General features: G+C 61.0%; 14 protein-coding genes. 9 read left to right on the top strand and 5 right to left on the bottom strand.

The genetic code is table 11. The annotated features are described in order from the left end of the window. Positions 1-440: 440 nt before the first annotated feature. The 6 genes from QHC67_RS13005 to QHC67_RS12980 all read left to right on the top strand — a co-directional run bounded on the left by QHC67_RS13005 (position 441) and on the right by QHC67_RS12980 (position 4,762). Complete coding sequence (locus QHC67_RS13005; RefSeq protein WP_319294950.1) at positions 441-581, top strand: hypothetical protein; 141 nt, start codon at positions 441-443, stop codon at positions 579-581. Positions 582-593: 12 nt separating this feature from the next. After that, positions 594-1,262, top strand: coding sequence for a sigma-70 family RNA polymerase sigma factor (locus QHC67_RS13000; protein WP_319294949.1), 669 nt, complete (start codon positions 594-596; stop codon positions 1,260-1,262). 188 nt (positions 1,263-1,450) lie between these two features. Continuing rightward, positions 1,451-2,395 (top strand): ABC transporter permease, encoded by a 945-nt coding sequence (locus tag QHC67_RS12995; RefSeq protein ID WP_319294947.1) that lies wholly within the window; start codon positions 1,451-1,453, stop codon positions 2,393-2,395. Between the two features lie 17 nt (positions 2,396-2,412). After that, entirely contained in the window at positions 2,413-3,180 is a 768-nt protein-coding gene (locus QHC67_RS12990) for an ABC transporter ATP-binding protein (RefSeq protein ID WP_319294945.1), read from the top strand. Next, positions 3,180-4,115, top strand: coding sequence for an MlaD family protein (locus tag QHC67_RS12985; protein ID WP_319294943.1), 936 nt, complete (start codon positions 3,180-3,182; stop codon positions 4,113-4,115). Before QHC67_RS12990 ends, QHC67_RS12985 begins: the two co-directional genes overlap by 1 nt. Then, positions 4,112-4,762, top strand: a complete 651-nt coding sequence (locus QHC67_RS12980) for an ABC-type transport auxiliary lipoprotein family protein (protein ID WP_319294941.1) — start codon at positions 4,112-4,114, stop codon at positions 4,760-4,762. Before QHC67_RS12985 ends, QHC67_RS12980 begins: the two co-directional genes overlap by 4 nt. A 139-nt stretch (positions 4,763-4,901) precedes the next feature. Here the strand turns inward: QHC67_RS12980 and QHC67_RS12975 are convergent, their stop codons facing one another. Genes QHC67_RS12975 through QHC67_RS12965 form a run of 3 tightly spaced genes read right to left on the bottom strand, consistent with a single transcriptional unit; the run spans position 4,902 to position 10,727 of the window. Continuing rightward, a complete protein-coding gene (locus QHC67_RS12975; protein ID WP_319294939.1) occupies positions 4,902-6,329 on the bottom strand; it encodes an efflux transporter outer membrane subunit in 1,428 nt (475 codons plus the stop codon). Beyond that, positions 6,322-9,540, bottom strand: coding sequence for a multidrug efflux RND transporter permease subunit (locus tag QHC67_RS12970; RefSeq protein WP_319294937.1), 3,219 nt, complete (start codon positions 9,538-9,540; stop codon positions 6,322-6,324). The genes QHC67_RS12975 and QHC67_RS12970 overlap by 8 nt, the downstream gene beginning before the upstream one ends. Before the next feature lie 14 nt (positions 9,541-9,554). Then, complete coding sequence (locus tag QHC67_RS12965; protein ID WP_319294935.1) at positions 9,555-10,727, bottom strand: efflux RND transporter periplasmic adaptor subunit; 1,173 nt, start codon at positions 10,725-10,727, stop codon at positions 9,555-9,557. A gap of 426 nt (positions 10,728-11,153) precedes the next feature. Here QHC67_RS12965 and QHC67_RS12960 point away from each other — a divergent pair, with 426 nt between their 5' ends. Beyond that, a complete protein-coding gene (locus QHC67_RS12960) occupies positions 11,154-11,696 on the top strand; it encodes a helix-turn-helix domain-containing protein (RefSeq protein WP_319294933.1) in 543 nt (180 codons plus the stop codon). Positions 11,697-11,931: 235 nt separating this feature from the next. Here QHC67_RS12960 and QHC67_RS12955 read toward each other — a convergent pair whose 3' ends face one another. Further along, positions 11,932-13,569 (bottom strand): mechanosensitive ion channel family protein, encoded by a 1,638-nt coding sequence (locus QHC67_RS12955; RefSeq protein WP_319294932.1) that lies wholly within the window; start codon positions 13,567-13,569, stop codon positions 11,932-11,934. Positions 13,570-13,628: 59 nt separating this feature from the next. Continuing rightward, positions 13,629-14,906: an NAD(P)/FAD-dependent oxidoreductase gene (locus tag QHC67_RS12950; RefSeq protein ID WP_319294930.1), complete on the bottom strand. Its 1,278-nt coding sequence runs from the start codon at positions 14,904-14,906 to the stop codon at positions 13,629-13,631. Positions 14,907-15,280: 374 nt separating this feature from the next. Here QHC67_RS12950 and QHC67_RS12945 point away from each other — a divergent pair, with 374 nt between their 5' ends. Beyond that, positions 15,281-15,613, top strand: coding sequence for a hypothetical protein (locus tag QHC67_RS12945; RefSeq protein WP_319294928.1), 333 nt, complete (start codon positions 15,281-15,283; stop codon positions 15,611-15,613). 342 nt (positions 15,614-15,955) lie between these two features. Continuing rightward, positions 15,956-16,375 (top strand): DUF2147 domain-containing protein, encoded by a 420-nt coding sequence (locus tag QHC67_RS12940; RefSeq protein WP_319294926.1) that lies wholly within the window; start codon positions 15,956-15,958, stop codon positions 16,373-16,375. Positions 16,376-16,416: the final 41 nt, after the last annotated feature.

The raw sequence follows: 16,416 nt of genomic DNA, 5'->3' as shown, positions 1-16,416 counted from the left end.
TGCTTGATCATCTCGTCGGTCTCCTGTTGCGAGCTCTAATCGCTCAGGTGACCGGCGCAAAACCGTTACAAGTCCATACAGGCTCCACCTTCTCAGGAGTTGGAGCCTCCGGCAAACCCGGCGCGGTTCAGTGAACCATCGCTACTTGAGCGGAGCGTCCCGATCTACTGAGCGGTCGATAGGATATCGATGCCCCTTCATGCAAAGGCTTTGCCATGCTGATGAACGAGTAGGGAGGCAGTGGCGTTTGTCGACGGCAACAGATTTCCCCAACCACATGGGTTTTTTCTTGCAGCCGGACATCAATGTCCGCTAACAGTTCAGGCATGCACATGGTTTTCGCTGCACCGCTCGTCTGGACGTCGGGAAATTGGTGGAGATCGGGAAACCGCCCGAAGCTGACTTAGGGGATAATTTCCTCGATTACAGGAGGCGAGAGCATGAAAAGCCAGGCGGCACAAACTTTGCCAAAGACGGGCCAGGCGTGCATCCACAATCGTACTGCCCGAGCATGGCGCTTCGCGTTGATCCGTGCGATCAAACCCTTGTTTACGGCGATCGTCCGTGCGGCCGATCGCTAAGTTGGTAATTCGGTGAGCGAGCGCCGTGGCGCCTCTTCTGAGATGTTACTTGGGGATCCGTCATGCGTGACAGGATCGGACTTCACGAATGCACTGCAAGCGGTGCTTCCCGCGCTACAGCGGCGTGCGCGATATCTCAGCAAGGATGCCGCCGCGGCTGAAGACCTTGTGCAAGATACGCTGGTTCGCGCGTGGGCGGCGTGGGACCGCTTCCAGCCGGGAACGAACTTCAAGGCATGGCTTTTTACCATCCTTCGCAACGTATTCCTGAATGATTTGCGTCGGCGACGCTTCCGCGGTGAGTGGAAGGATTTCTTCTTGCAAAGGCTCGCCATCGATACCGCGAGTCAGGAGACGGCTATTTTCCTTAAGGAATGCCGCGAAGCGATCGACCTCATGTCGCAGAAGTATCGTGAACCATTCCTCGCGATTGTGAGCGATGGAGCAAGCTATGAGGAAACCGCGCACTGCCTCGGGCTCCCGCTTGGAACGGTCAAGAGTCGTGTCTTCAGAGCGCGGGCTATCATTCTCAACCACCTGGCGAACGGCCACAAAACTGCCCCCGCTTCTGACGAATTAGGAGGGGGGCGGCTCGTTTATCGCGGCTTTGCGCATGAAGTTGAGCACTGCTTTCGCAGCGAAACGAGAGGTCAGTCATCCAGAGCGGAAGCTGCTTCATGATGTCCGCTGGGGGACAGGTCAAGCAGCAGCCGGCGGGTTTCAGGCTGTTCCATGATTCGCACGGGGTGGAGCTCATTCTTTGGGGAGACTGGACAGTCCTGACTCTTGGAAGGACCGCAGCTCGCCTCGGATCGGAAATCAAGGCGCATCAGCATCCTGTGCGGGTCGATGTCTCAAGCCTTGGCAAAGTGGACAGCGCGGGCGTCTTTGCAATCATCAAAGCCGTTGGCGACGAGAGCGCACTTCGCGACAGCGGGCGCGAAGATCTTCGCCGCTTGAGCGATTTGGTGAAAGGGTCTTCAGACACTACCCCAGTGGATACCCCTCGAATGTGGCTGCAGGGGTTATTCGTTCGCATCGGCCAGGCCGTCGTTGCCATCGGCGAAGAGGCCTACCGCACGATGGACTTCTCCGGGCGACTCATGGTTGCTCTTGGGCGCATCGCCCTTCATCCGCGTCGCTTGCGGCTGACCCCCTTGTTCGCCGTGATGGAAGAGGCAGGTATCAACGCCGTACCCATCGTCATGGTCATGACCTTCTTCATCGGTGCGGTAATCGCGCTGGTTGGCGCCAACCTCCTCACGACGCTCGGCGTTTCTGTGTTTACCGTGCAACTGGTGGGCGTTGCCGTGCTTCGCGAATTCGGTGTCGTTATTGCCGCAATCTTGCTCGCCGGTCGCTCAGCTTCCGCCTTTGCAGCCCAACTCGGCTCGATGCGGATGAACCAGGAGGTGGACGCCATGCAGGTAATGGGCGTCGACCGTTTCGAGGCGCTGGTGGTGCCGCGTGTCCTGGCAGCTCTATTGATGACTCCATTGCTGACCTTCTGCGCCGACATCGGGGGAATGTTGGGCGGCATGATCGTCAGTTGGGCGATGATCGATATCGATCCCACGTTTTTTATTCAGCGCACGCTTGAGACAGTGGACATCGATCATTTCTGGATCGGCATGAGCAAGGCGCCCTTTCTCGCGCTCGTGATCTCGGCAGCTGGCTGTCGTCATGGCCTTCTTGTGGGCGGCGATACTGAGAGTCTCGGTCGGCACGTCACCGCAGCTGTCGTTCAATCGATCTTCCTGATCATCATGTTCGACGCGATCTTCGCGCTGATCTTCATGGTGTTGGACCTTTGACCGAGGCGAACCCGACCATGGCACAGGAGGCGCCGCCGATCCTCGTGAGGGGGCTGCGCACCGCATTCGGGGCGAACGTCATCCATGACGGGCTGGATCTAGAGGTGCGAGCCGGCGAAATCCTTGGTGTCGTAGGTGGCTCGGGATCCGGCAAGTCAGTACTGCTCAACACGATCCTGGGCCTGAAGGGGCCTGACGGTGGAAGAGTGGAAATCTTCGGCTATGATGTGACCGATCCGGCTGGCCGTGCAGAAATCGAGCGACGGACGGGGGTCATGTTCCAGAGCGGCGCGCTGTTCTCCTCACTTACCATCCAGGAGAATGTCGAGGCCCCTTTTCTGGAGCACGCAGCACTTCCGATGGAGCTTGTCCGTGATCTCGCTGCATTGAAGATCAAGCTTGCAGGCCTGCCTGAGCATGCCGGCGCCCTACGGCCTTCAGAGCTGTCAGGCGGCATGCGGAAACGCGCCGGAATCGCGCGGGCGATCGCACTTGATCCCGAGCTCTTGTTCCTCGACGAACCTACAGCCGGACTCGATCCGATCGGAGCCAATGAGTTCGACGGCCTGGTTCGCGCGTTGCGCGACGCGCTCGGTTTCACGGTGTTCATCATTACACATGACCTCGATACACTTTACGCGATCTGCGACCGTGTTGCCGTGCTTGCCGAGAAAAAGGTGATTGCCGTCGCGCCGGTCGCCGAGCTCGAAAAGTCCGAGCACCCATGGATCAAAGAATATTTTCAAGGGCCTCGCGGACGAGCCGTCCAGGAGAAACACAGCTGATGGAACGTCATGCCCATTTCGCTCTGGTCGGCGTGATAGCGACCGCGATTCTGATCGCGGCCCTTGTATTCGTCGTGTGGCTTGGACGCGCCCAGTTCAATCAACACTATGATGAATACCGTATCGTCTTTCGCGGCCCGGTGCGCGGCCTTAGCCAGGGGGGCGAGGTTCAGTTCAATGGCATCAAGGTAGGTCAGATCCAGCGTATAGCGCTCGACCAGAGGGATCCGAACCGTGTGGTAACCGACGTTCAGCTGGACGGAGGAACGCCTGTTCGCGTTGATTCGCTCGCCTCCACCGAAACTCAGGGCATCTCCGGCGTCAGCGTCATCCAGATCAGCGCCGGTTCTGCCACGCGCGCGCTGCTGAAGGAGTCGTCTCGGAACAAGCGTCCTGTTATCCGCAGCAAGGCGAACGCGCTATCTTCGCTGCTGCAAGGTGGCGGGCAGATGATCGAAAATGCGACCGAAGCGCTAAGTCGGGTTAATCGGCTGCTGTCGGATCGGAACCTTGCCAATCTTACGGCGGCTGTCGAAGATGTCCGTGCGACTACCAGCGAAATCGCTGCGAACCGCGCGATGTTTGTCAACGCATCCTCGGCGATCGCAAAGCTCGATCGAGCGGCAACCGATATCCAGGGCGCGGCGGCAACCGTGCGCGACATTGCCGCTGGAGACGGCCGGAGGACGTTCGCTGACGTCTCGTCTGCGGCCAGGGATCTTAAGCTTGCGATCGGCGATGCTCGCGGAATGATTGCCAATCTCGAGGCCCAGAGCAGCGCTGTCGGATCGACAACGCTGCCGAATATCAACGCGACGATGCTGAGCCTCCAGGAAACAGCAGAGTCCCTCGACGCACTCATCCGTCAGGTGCGGCAGAACCCACGCGCGGCCCTCAGCAGGGGCAGCGGCAAGGAACTGGAGTTGCCAAGATGATCCTACGACCGCTCGCTGCGCTCGCCTTCCTTCTCACCCTCAGCGCCTGCGTCGGAGCGCTTTTGGGCGGCGGGAAACCTGACGATCTTTATCGTCTTGATGTCACCTCACTCGCGATCGACCCGCCGACGGGCCAACCTCATGCCGCGCGACGTCCAATCGTTCTCCTGCGGACACGCTTCGCTCCCGAAGTCGACGGCGATCGCCTGCTCACTACCCAGGGTCACAGAGCAATGTATATAAAAGACGCACGGTGGGTTACCTCGGCATCTGATCTGTTCACGCAGTCGTTGCGGGACGTATTCGCTGCGCGCGCGCCTGACATTCTGCTTGCCACGCCGCGCCAACCGGCTGGCGCGGACTATGCGCTCCAGCTGAACATCGAACGCTTCGAGGCTGTCTATGCGCCCGATGGCGCGAAGGATGCAGCGCCAACTGTCCGCATCGAGGGCGAGGTCAGGCTGATTCGCATCAGGGACGGTAAAGCGGCAGCAACCCAGGCGATCGCGACCTTGTCTCCGGCCGCGCAGAATCGGACTGGGGCGATCGTCCCCGCCTTCGGTGCTGCCGCTAGCGAGTATATGGTGAAGGTGGTCGACTGGTCCGCCTCATTGGCCGTTCAATCCGCTGGTTTTGAGCGCCGATAGAGCGCACGCGCCCGCGTGTGTGCGCCCACCAGCCCTGGGCGTGCCGGCGGCTCCAGCGCCCCGGCGGCTGTGGGCTGGACAGGGAGGTATCAAGCGGTGTCGAACGCGTTGTTCCTTGCCGTCACTGGGGCTGAGCCAGTCACTGCGCTCTCAAGCCGCCGCCAAGCGCGGTGTAGAGAGAAACGCCATTTTGCAATGCCGTCGCGCGAAGCTGAATGAGCTGCTGCTCTGCGGAAAACAGGTTTCGTTCGGCGTCGAGGACCTCAAGGTATATCGATATGCCGTTGTCATACCGGTCCCGGGCGGTCTGCGCGAGGCGACGATAGGCGGCTACGGCTTCTTCCTGCGCGCGTATCTGTTCGCGATAACGCTGACGGCCGACCAGAGCGTCCGAGACCTCGCGGAATGCATTCTGAACCGTGCGCTGGTAGGTGGCGACGAGTTCTTCCTGCCGCGCTCTCGCCTGGCCAAGTTGCGCTTCGCGTCGCCCCCCGTCAAAGATCGGCAGGTTGAGGAGGGCGCCAAATGTCCAGCTCTGCGCCGACCGTTTTAGTAAATCTCCAAGGTCCGGGGAAGCAAAGCCGTAATTTCCGGTAAGCGAAATCGTAGGGAAGAAGGCGGCGCGCGCGGCGCCTATATCGGCGTTGGCTGCGCGCAGCTCCTGTTCCGCTTGGAGAACGTCCGGCCGATTTATGAGGAGCAATGAGGGTAGCCCCGCATCGAGCGGCTCAAACTGGCCGGGATCTTCGATTCGCCGTCCGCGGGGCAATTCACCGGTCATCGGTCCGCCGATGAGGACCAGCAATGCATTTCGCTGCTGCTCCGTGGAGCGGCGCAAGTCCGCAAGTTCCGTCTTTGCCTGTGTTACAAGCACTGCCGCCTGATCATAATCCACGGAGGAGGTCACCCCAGCGTCGAGCCGCAGCCTGGCGATCTCGAGAGCCTCGCGCCGAGTGAGGACTGTACGCTCGGCAAGGGAGATTCCTTCCTCACCTGCCCGGATCGCGTAATATGAGGCGGCGACATCGCTTATCAACGACAGCCGGAACGCCCGCTCCGCCTCAACTGTTGCGAGATATCGTCCGCGCGCTGCCGCGCTGAGGTTGCGAACCCGACCCCAGAAATCGAGTTCGAAGGATGTGACGGCGACTTGCACATTGTACTGGCTTGCCGTGAAAGCGTCCGGGACTTCGGTATCGCCCTGATTGAGCGTGTCACCCAGACCTAACGATCCTATGGGCGTGCGCGTGCGCGTGCCCGAGGCGCCTACGCCGACCTGCGGTAGACGCTCTGAATTCTGGATCCGATATTGCGCGCGCGCTTGAGCGATGCGGGCGACAGAAGCCGCCAAATCCCGATTGTTCGCGAGCGCGGCGGCTATGTAGGCCTTTAGCTGCGCGTCTCCGAAGAAGCTCTGCCAGCCGATCTCTGTCGCTACTCGTGTACCACCGCTGGTGGCGACCGGATAGGCGTCATAGACCGGCGGCGCGGGCTGGCGGTAGGGCGGGGCCAGATTGCATCCGGAGAGAGTGGCGAGCCCGATGAGCGCAAAACTGAACTTACGCATGCGATGGAGCCTCGTTAGGCGAACCCGTGTTGTTCGCGATCTCGGCCTCGGCTTCTCGACGGTCCTCTTCCTCGTGATTGTTATTGCGCGCGAGCCATTTGCGCACGGCGTAGTAGAAGAGGGGGGTAAAGAAGATCCCGAAGGCCGTCGCGGTGATCATGCCGCCGACCACGCCTGTTCCGACTGCTCTCCGGCTCGCGGCGCCAGCGCCGCTCGCGATCACGAGCGGGACCATGCCCAGGATGAAGGCAAGGCTGGTCATGAGGATCGGCCTCAAGCGCTGGTGCGCGGCATTCGTCGTCGCCGCCCGCAGATCGCGTCCGTTCGCCTGATCTTCAAGCGCGAATTCGACGATCAAGATCGCATTCTTGGCGGCAAGGCCAATGATAGTGATCAGCCCGACGTTGAAATATACGTCGGCCGAGAACCCGCGAAGCATCGTGAAAAGCACCGCGCCGAGGATCCCGAACGGAACCACGAGCAAGACGGCGAGAGGGACCGGCCAACTTTCGTACAGCGCGGACAGGAGCAGGAACACGACGATCACGGAGAGCCCCAGGAGCAGCCCAATCTGGCCGCCCGCCTGCTTCTCCTCATAGGCAGTGCCCGTCCATTCATATGCGAGATTGCCCGTCAGCACCTTGTCTGCGATCCGTTCCATCTCGTCGAGTGCGGCGCCGCTCGATTGGTCCGGAGCTGCCTGCCCGGAAAGCGTCACGGAAGGATAGCCGTTGTATCGCTCCAGCTGTTGGGGACCGGCCGTCCAACGCGCGCTGGTAAAGGATGCGAATGGCACCATCCGATTTTCGTTGTTGCGCACCATGAGCCGGGCGATGTCCTCTGCCCGCATGCGCTGCGCGGCCTCCGCCTGAAGATACACGCGCAGAACATTGCCCTCGTAGACGAAGTCATTGGCGTAAGCCGAGCCGAAGGCGGTTGCGAGCGTCTGGTTGACGTCGCCGATTTGCAGGCCCAGCGCGCGTGCCTTGATCCTGTCGATATCGACATAGAGCTGTGGCGCCGGCGGCAACCCCTCGGGGCGCACGCCTCCGAAGATCTTGCTCTTGGATGCCTCGACGAGAATCTGCTGGCTGGCCTGTTGCAGCAGCGGGCCGCCCGTACCGCTGCGGTCCTCGATTTTCATCGAAAAGCCGGTGGCGTTACCAAGGGCCTGAATGGGAGGAGGGTCCAGGGAAAAAACCATCGCCTCCGGAATTCCGCCAAGAGCAACGTTCGCCCGCTGGACAAGGGCGCTGGCCGATTGATCGCCTCCCGGCCTGTCCTCCCAAGGTTTGAGATCGACAAAAGAGAGGGCGGCCGACTGGCCTTGCCCGAAGAAGCTGAAGCCGATCACCGACGCGACGTTGCGGACCTCCGGTTGCTTGTGCAGGTAGGCTTCGGCTTGGGCCACAGCCTCCTGGGTCCTGCCGATCGTCGCGCCCGGCGCCGCTGTGTAGGAGACGAAGGCATAGCCCTGGTCCTCGGTGGGAAGGAAGCCGCCCGGTAGCCGCATGAACAGCAGTATGGTGAGAACGCAGACGACGGCGAATACGGCGAGCCACCGCATGGGCGCAACCAGCATCCTGTCGACGCCGCGCACATATTTGGTGGTGGCTTTGCCGAACTTATCGTTGAACCAGGCGAAGAAGCGCTGAAGCAGTCCTTGTATGCCGCGCCTGCTCACGGTCGTTGTTTCGGTGTTGTGGCTGCCATGGTTCTTGAGCAGGGTCGCGCACAGCGCCGGCGTCAGCGTCAGCGCGAGCACAGCCGAGAAGAAGATCGAAATCGAAAGCGTAACGGAGAACTGCCGGTATATCCCGCCTGTAGAGCCCGGAAAGAAGGCCATCGGGATGAATACGGCGACAAGAACCAGCGTTATGCCGACGATGGCGCCGGTGATCTGGCCCATCGCCTTGACGGTCGCACGTCGGGCATTGAGGCCTTCTTCCCGCATGATCCGCTCTACATTCTCCACGACGACGATCGCGTCATCGACGAGGATGCCGATTGCCACCACCATCGCAAACAGCGACAATACGTTGATCGAGAAGCCGAACAGATAAAGGCCGAGGCACGCGCCCGCGAGCGCAACCGGCACGACCACGGCCGGTATCAGGGTTGCCCGCCAGTTCTGGAGGAAGATGAACATGACGAGGAATACCAGCACCATCGCCTCGATCAACGTGTGGACCACGCTGTCAACCGAGGCGGTGATGAAGGGTGTGACGTCGAACGGCACGGTCCAGCTGAGATCCTGGGGGAAACTGGCCTGGAGTTCCTTCATCCGAGCCCGGACGGCCTCGGCGGTTCCCAGCGCGTTCGCGCCGCTGGCGAGCTGGATCGCCATGCCGGCAGTTTCCTTGCCGTTCAACGTCAACCTGAACCCGTAATTTTCCTTGCCGAGTTCCACCCGTGCAATGTCGCCAAGCCTGACCGTAGATCCATCTGGGTTGGACCGGACGATGATCTGACGAAACTGCGTGGCCGTGGAGAACCGATTTTGCGTGACGATCTTGGCATAGAACTCGGCGCCCGAAGCTACCGGCTGTTCGCCAAGTCCACCGCCCGCTGTCTGGCTATTCTGCTCCTGAACCGCTGCGAGCGCTTCAGTAACCGAGATGCCGTAGCTGGCGAGCTTCCGCGGATCGAGCCAGACCCGCATGGCGTAGGGCGAGCCGAATAGTTGCACGTCGCCCACCCCTGGGACGCGACGGATTTCGTCGATGATGGTGTTGCTGGCGAAGTTGCCCATCTCCAGCGCGCTGGTGGATCCGCTCTTGGAGACCAGCGTGATCAGCATCAGGAAGCCCGATGAGGACTTCGTAACGGTCACGCCGAGCTGGCGGACTTCCTGCGGCAGGCGCGGCTCGACACGGCTGAGGCGGTCCTGCACCTGGGTCCGCGCGATATCGAGGTTCGTGCCAGGCCTGAATGTCACGGTAATCTGCGCAGTGCCATTCGATCGACTGACGGCGGACATGTAGAGGAAGTTCTCAACCCCGTTCATCTCCTTCTCGATGATCGAAGTCACGGTACGATCCAGCGTCTCGGCATCGGCCCCGCTATATGTCATCTGCAGGTTGAGCGAGGGCGGCGCGACGTCAGGATATTGCTCGATGGGCAAGCCGCGCAGCGCGATCACACCGAACAGCAGGATAAAAATGGCTATGACCCAGGCGAACACCGGATGGTAGACGAAGAAGCGATTCATCCTTCTACCCCCTGTCAGCGTGATGCCGGCGTCGATCCGGAGATCCGGGCCCGCTTCGCAGTCACCTTTTGCCCGGGTTGAACCTTCTGCCATCCTTCGACGATGACGCGCTCACCCGTCTTCAGGCCAGCACGGATGATCCAGTCCGTTCCCATCTGTCCGCCAAGCTCGACCGTACGTTTGGCAACGATCCCTTCCGAATTCACCGTCGAAACCGTCGCTTCTTCATTGCTGATCTGAACCGCGCGCGAGGGAACACGAATGCCGTTTCCGATCGTTCCGGCTTCAATGCGCCCCCGAACGAACTGCCCGGGCAGCAATGTTCGATTGGGATTGGGAAATTGGGCGCGGACGGCCTGGCTTCCGGTGGACGGCTCCACCGAAAGATCGGCAAAATTCAAGTGGCCGACGATCCCATAATCCTGCCCATTCTCCAGGATCAGTCTTACTTGGACGGCGGACAGGCTCGGGACCTTGAGCGCGCCCGATCGAATCTGCTGCTGGAAATCGAGAAGTTCGCTGCTGGATTGGGCGAAAGTGGCGTAGATCGGCGATAGCTGATTGACAGTCGTCATCATTGTCGCGGACGCGGCACTGACGAGCGCGCCCTCAGTGACCTCTGCCCGGCCCACTCTCCCGGAGATCGGCGCGCGAACGGTGGTATATTCAAGCTCCAGCCGAGCGCGATCGACCGCTGCCCGAGCATCGAGGACACTGGCTTCGGCCTGGCGCAGGTCCGACAAGGCGGCGTCATATTCCTGCGCGCTCACCGCTTTACGGCTTACCAGCGGGCCATATCGATTGACAACAGAGCTCGCGTTCATTCGGGCCGCCTGCGCTCTGTTGAGCGCGGCGGTTGCCTGTTGAAGTTGCGCGCGCTTGTCGCGAGGGTCGATCAGGAACAGTGCCGATCCCGCCTTTACATCGGTGCCTTCATTGTAAAGCCTTCGCTCGACGATCCCGTCTACGCGCGCGCGCACTTCGGCGGTACGAACCGCCTCGATCCGCCCCGGCAGCTCTATGATGTTTGCCACTCTTGTCGTTGTGACCGGAATGACGAGCACGGTCGGCGGCGGCGCTGCAGCGGTCTGTTGAGCAGATTGATCGCTGCCACAGGCGGATGTGAAGGCAAGCGCCGACGAGAGGAGCGCCAGCGTCCGGCAACGCCGAAGAGAGCAGAATGTCATGATTAGCTGCTCCCTCGGCAATTCAGGATGGATCGCTCTTGCCGCAATCGACACATCGTCATCATTATCATATGCTTAAGACGGCCCGCGACGCGCCTCTGCCCATAATCATAACCGAATCCCAGCTGGGAGTACGACGAGTCAGCTTCCGGGCAATCGTCCCCGGATGAAGTTTTTCCCTGTCTGAGACAGATGAGCATCTCAAAGGTTCCTGCCGGAGAGGTCGGCCCCTCCCGACAAGATGGATGCCTTTTCCCGATTTTATCACGCCGGCCGGGCTCCATCTGCTCATTTGCATTGCACTGCAGACTCCATTGGCAGTCAGGATGCGATTGGCATGCCCGCTGCACGGATTTATACCTGATCTAAAATTCCTATGCCGGACATCGGCGTCCGCTTCAACCCAAACTTGTAGAGGATGATTTATTGCGAAAAGATGCCCAGGAGCGGCGCGAGAGGCTCGTAATGGCGGCGACGGAACTCTTTACAGAGCGCGGGTACGAAGTGCCGCTTGAGGAAATCGCCGCTCGTGCCGGTCTGGGAAGAGGTACCCTGTACCGTAACTTCCGCGACCGGGCGGATCTGGCCGTCGCCGTGCTCGAGAAGCGGCTCGACGAAATCGCGGCCTTTGTTGACGAACATCGGGATGACCCAGGCGCCTTTTTCCCGTTCCTGAAAGATCTGGCGTTCGTTGCCTTCGTCCATACGCCGCTGCTTGAAGGCCTGGAGGCGGACCAGAGTGGCAAAGGCCCCGCGTCAGCCCTCCGGTCTCGGGCTGAACAAATCTTTGCGATCCCGCTCGACCTGGCCCAGCGGGCCCGGCTCGTCCGCGAAGACCTCACGGCAGGGGATCTGCTGTTAGCTGCCAATATGCTCGCAAGCGGTCATGGGCCAAGGGTCGATGATAGGGGAGCTGTGATCGATGCGGCGATGAAGCTTCTTACCGAGGGATTGAGGCCGCGAGAGTAAGGATTGCCGCCACCAAGTCGCGCGCACCGAAGCGGTTGCTCCGCCCTAGCTGTTAGTCCTGGCAGGTCCCGTCATAGGTGATTGGACGAGGGTAGGACTAGATGGGCGGCAGGGACACTTCAGCCGGAGCCATGGGTTTTGTACTTATAGGCATGATGAAGAGCAGGGCGAAAGTTCCAGCGACGGGCAAACATCTTCCTTTCAGTCGGTCTGCCCGCTCGACCTGGAAGCTCCCTCACTCCCGATGCTCGCCTTCTTCAGCGGCGCCACCGACGATGGAGACCGTAGGGGGCGCCAAATGCAGGCCCATCTCGGCGACAAGATCGAGAATGAGGATCGTCACCTCCTCCTGCACCTTGAGAAACTCGTCATTGTCGGCGGTCGTGACATAAGCGAAAACCTCGACCGGAAATCGATCGCTCCCGAGCCCAAGCAGGCGCACGCGCGGAGGGTCACGAAACTCAGTTTGGCTAGCAAGCAAGGCCCGCAGACGCTCAAGGAAGCTGCGGAGATCGGTGGGCGAGGTTCGATAATCGAGGTTGATGATCGGATGAAACCAGAATTGATGACGCCGCGCGAAGTTCTCGATCTGCTTCGCCGCCAGATCGCTGTTGGGAATAACGACCAAGGTGTTCTCCAAGGTGCGTATCCTGGTCGACCGGATGCCAATTTCCTCGACGGTTCCAAGCGTATCGCCAATCTTGCAAAACTCGCCCACGCGAACAGGTTGGTCCGACAGGATCGACATGCTTGCGACAAGATTTTCAACAACCTTCTGGGCGCCGAGGGCAAGAGCAAGGCCGCCGATCCCGAGCGCCGCAATTCCTGCTGTAACATCGTAGCCCAGCGTGTCGAGAATCGCGATGGCGCCAACTGCAACGATCACTACCTTTACTAGCCGTCCTATAAAGGCTGCGATCGAGGCCATCTGGCCGCGCCCCGCATTGTGCAGCCGATCACGAACGATGCCGTTCATCACGTCGACGATGCGCCAGGCGAGCCAGGCCGTCGCGACCCAGCCGACGATCTCGAGCAGGCGGCCGTAGCTCTCGCGCGCCACGATCGAGACTCCGATGCGGGATGCGATCGTTGTGGTCAGGATGCTCGTCAGAAGGAGGCGCGTCGGTGGCGCGAGGGTCGTGAGGAAGGATCGCGTTTCCCGCCGCCGCCATTTGCAAAATGCGGTGTCGAGATGGAGACCAAGACTGATTGCAGCCCAAGCGAGCAGATAGGCAGCACCCGTCAGCCCGACCAGCACAAGCCAGTGGCCAAGCGGTGCGCCAAGGAAGGTGATGTCGCGTAGGTGTTCGGGAAGCGATCGATCGATAAGTGTTTCCGCCTCGGCGCCGATTGCCTCGGGCACAGTGTCGAGCGTTTCGCGTGCGATCAGCCAGACAGCCCCTGGAGGCCGGTCGATACGCTCGAGGAGGATGTCCACCTGGCGATCATCCCATCCGAGCAGCCCTACCCGCTCCAGATCGGGATCGAGTCCGTCATTTAGCCGTCCCCGGGCCGCGTTGCTCTGCGCCGCGCGGGGAAAGAACTGGCCGCCGCGGGTCAGGAGGACTTCGAACTGCTTCGACAGTTCAGGACCGCGCCGCCTGCGCTGGGCGGAAGAATAGCGGCGCAAGTCCAGGTAGAGGCTGGCGCGCTCATAATCCTTCTGGCCAAGCGCGGTGACGAACCCGCGCACTGCGCCTTCGGGGGTCGTGCGGCCGTAAGGATCAACATATTCGTCCGACTTTTCCTGCACCTTGGTGGACGCCTGTGTTACCTGCGCGTGCGCTGAGGCGAGACAGACCAGTGCCGCAAGTACGATCACGACCGCGACGATGGCCTGCCGGGCGACTTTGAATGGGCTGAGCAGTGACATTTGGCGGCTCCGCTGTCCGCCGGAAGCCGCCGCCACTTTAATGCCAGTCTGCCTCACGCTCATGGATCTGACGCCGCCCGTCCTGGCTCCCCCATCAGCAGCCGGGCGCCACGCCCATAGGTGAACCATGCCCAGGACCAGTTGATGTAGACCGATAGCCGGCTGCGGAAGTCGACCATAAGCATCAGGTGGACCAGCGACCAGGCCAGCCAGGCGAGGAACCCCTTGAGCTTCAGTCCTGCTAGCACCGCGACGGCCCGCGAGCGGCCAATGACCGCCATAGTGCCGTAATCGCGATAACGGAACGCGCTTGGCTCGGCTCGTCCGGCGATCCGTGCCGCGAGAAGCCGGCCGACATAGGCGCCCTGCTGCTTGGCGACGGGCGCCAGGCCCGGCAGCGGGTGCCCGCTGCCCGAGTCGTAACTGGCGACGTCGCCGATCGCAAACACCTCCGGATGACCCGGCACCGAACAATCTGGCCTGACCTTGACCGCACCATTGCGCGCCGCTTCCACACCGAGCCACCGGGCCGCCGGCCGTGCCTGGGTGCCCGCGCACCACAGCACCGCGCCAGCGTCAATCCTATCGTCACCCACGGTGAGCCCGTTGGCGTCGATCTCTTGTACCGCCTTGCCGAGCCGCACTTCGACGCCCAGCGCCTCCAGAGCTTCATCGGCATATGCGGAAAGCGCGGGGTCGAAAGCCGCCAGCAACCGCCCGCCGGCCTCGCACAACACCACGCGCGCCTGACGCGGGTCGATGTAGGTGAAATCGCGCGCCAGCGTCGTGCGGGCGAGTTCGGCAATTGTGCCCGCCATTTCCACGCCCGTTGGCCCGCCGCCCACAATAGCGAAGGTCAGAAGCTTGCGGACCTCGGCCGGATCGTTCGACTGCTCGGCGCGCTCGAATGCGTCGAGCAGAGCTGCCCTGATCGCCAGCGCATCATCGAGCGACTTCAATACCCGGGCATGAGGCCGCCATGCGTCATTTCCGAAGAAGCTGTATGCAGCGCCGGTGGCGAGGATGAGATAGTCGTAGGCGAGCCGGCGCCCATCGGCCAGCAGCACCTCCCGCGCGGAAGCGTCCACGCCCGTTGCTTCGGCCATCAGCACGCGGACATTGGGACTCCCGCGCAGCAGGACCCGGTTGGCGGTGGCGATGTCGGCCGGTGACAGAGCCGCGGTCGCCACCTGGTAGAGCAACGGCTGGAACAGGTGGTGGTTGGTTCGATCGATCAGCGTCACGTCCGCCGCGCTGCCATGCAGCGCCTTGGCCGCGGCCAGGCCACCAAAGCCGGATCCGACAATGACAATCTTTGGTTTTCCCGTCGGCATCATGGCTCCCTCTTGCGGTGCAACTTCTGGGTGGAAGGCGTGATCGGCACCAAACAACAGCTCGCCGACATGGTTGCGCGCCAGCGCCTCTCAGAGACCGGTTGGGCGAGGAGCGCGGCAGTCTGCGTTGTCTGGGCAGTCATTCATTCGCATGCGTTCGCTGCCCGGAGCGACGGCTCAGCGAACTGCCGGCCGGACGTCGTCAGGAACATCGCCCACATGGTTTCGAATCCGTGCACCGGAACAATCCCGTAACTGCTCTATTAAACGTAACACCGCGTTATATTGTTTCGTGAACACATCTGCATTTCTGCTTGCCTGTGCTTGAAAGGTTGGACCAATGAGCCTGCAGAGACACTGCAGGAATGTTTCTGGGCTTGGCGATCGCTTCCAGCACCGCCCATGCAGGCCACTCGAAGTCGCAGCCTGAGCTGGTAATCAGCAAAGTCGCGGAGCCCGACGCATCGGGTGTCGCCTCTGTTGAACTCAGCCTGCTCAACGGAGGCTCGGAAAACGCGGCTACTGCTCTGCCGGCGCAAATAGCGGCAGAACTGACTTTGCATGGCCATACTACTGCCGTGTTTCTGGAGCGCGCGCCCGAAACGCCCAGAGCCCTGAATGTGACGTCTGGTGGTTTTGTCAAAGCACGTTTATTTCTTGCGGTTGCCAAGCGGGATCGAGGCGGGAGAGATGGTTCTGGCTGTTCCTGAATGGAAAGCTCAACGCGTCATATTCGTGGTGCGGGACTCTCCTGACGCGGGAGCTCTCTCTCAACAGGTTATTGTTCCTTCACCTCCATTCACTCGAACGGCGTAGATGTCCAACCTACACAAGAAGTAGATGTGCAACGTAGGCGAAGTGAAGGTCAGGGTTGATGGCTACAGGGCCAGGCAGTAATGGATCATCATAAAATTACCCGTGGTGAGTTCCCGGAACGGTTAATATTCGAGGCGACGTTAGGATACTATGCGCTCTTCGCCAGTTCACCAAGCTTGATCCGGGCTAACTCAAAGAGTTGACGTCGGTAGCGGTCCCCCTCGAGGAGAAGTGTCTTGAAGAAGTTTGTGGCATACTGGGTTGCTGGTGTTTTCGCCGGGATCGCCGGGCACGGCACTGGCTATTCAGAGCCACCCGACCAGTCGTTCGGCACTTGGCGAAATCCGAAAAACAGTGTTCACATTCGCGCGCATCCCTGCGGCAGTGAGATGTGCGGCACCGTCATTTGGGCAAACGCCAAGGCGCAGGCGGACGCCCGAAAGGGCGGCACCGAGAAGTTGATCGGGGCCCAACTGTTTCGAAACTTCCGCCAGGAGCGGCAGGGCGTCTGGCGAGGAAAGGTTCTGGTTCCGGACATCGGCAAGACCTTCACCGGAACGGTGACGATGGTGAATGCGACGACGGCCGAAGGAAAGGGTTGTCTGGTAGGCAAGATCGGCTGCAAGTCACAGACATGGACCCGAATTCCCGATTAGCGGCGGCACGCTTAATCGGTAGCCGCAGAGTGCTTCCGCAC

Source organism: Sphingobium sp. (genome assembly GCF_033795625.1).
Classification (GTDB): domain Bacteria; phylum Pseudomonadota; class Alphaproteobacteria; order Sphingomonadales; family Sphingomonadaceae; genus Sphingobium.
This window is presented reverse-complemented; position numbering and strand designations above follow the sequence as displayed.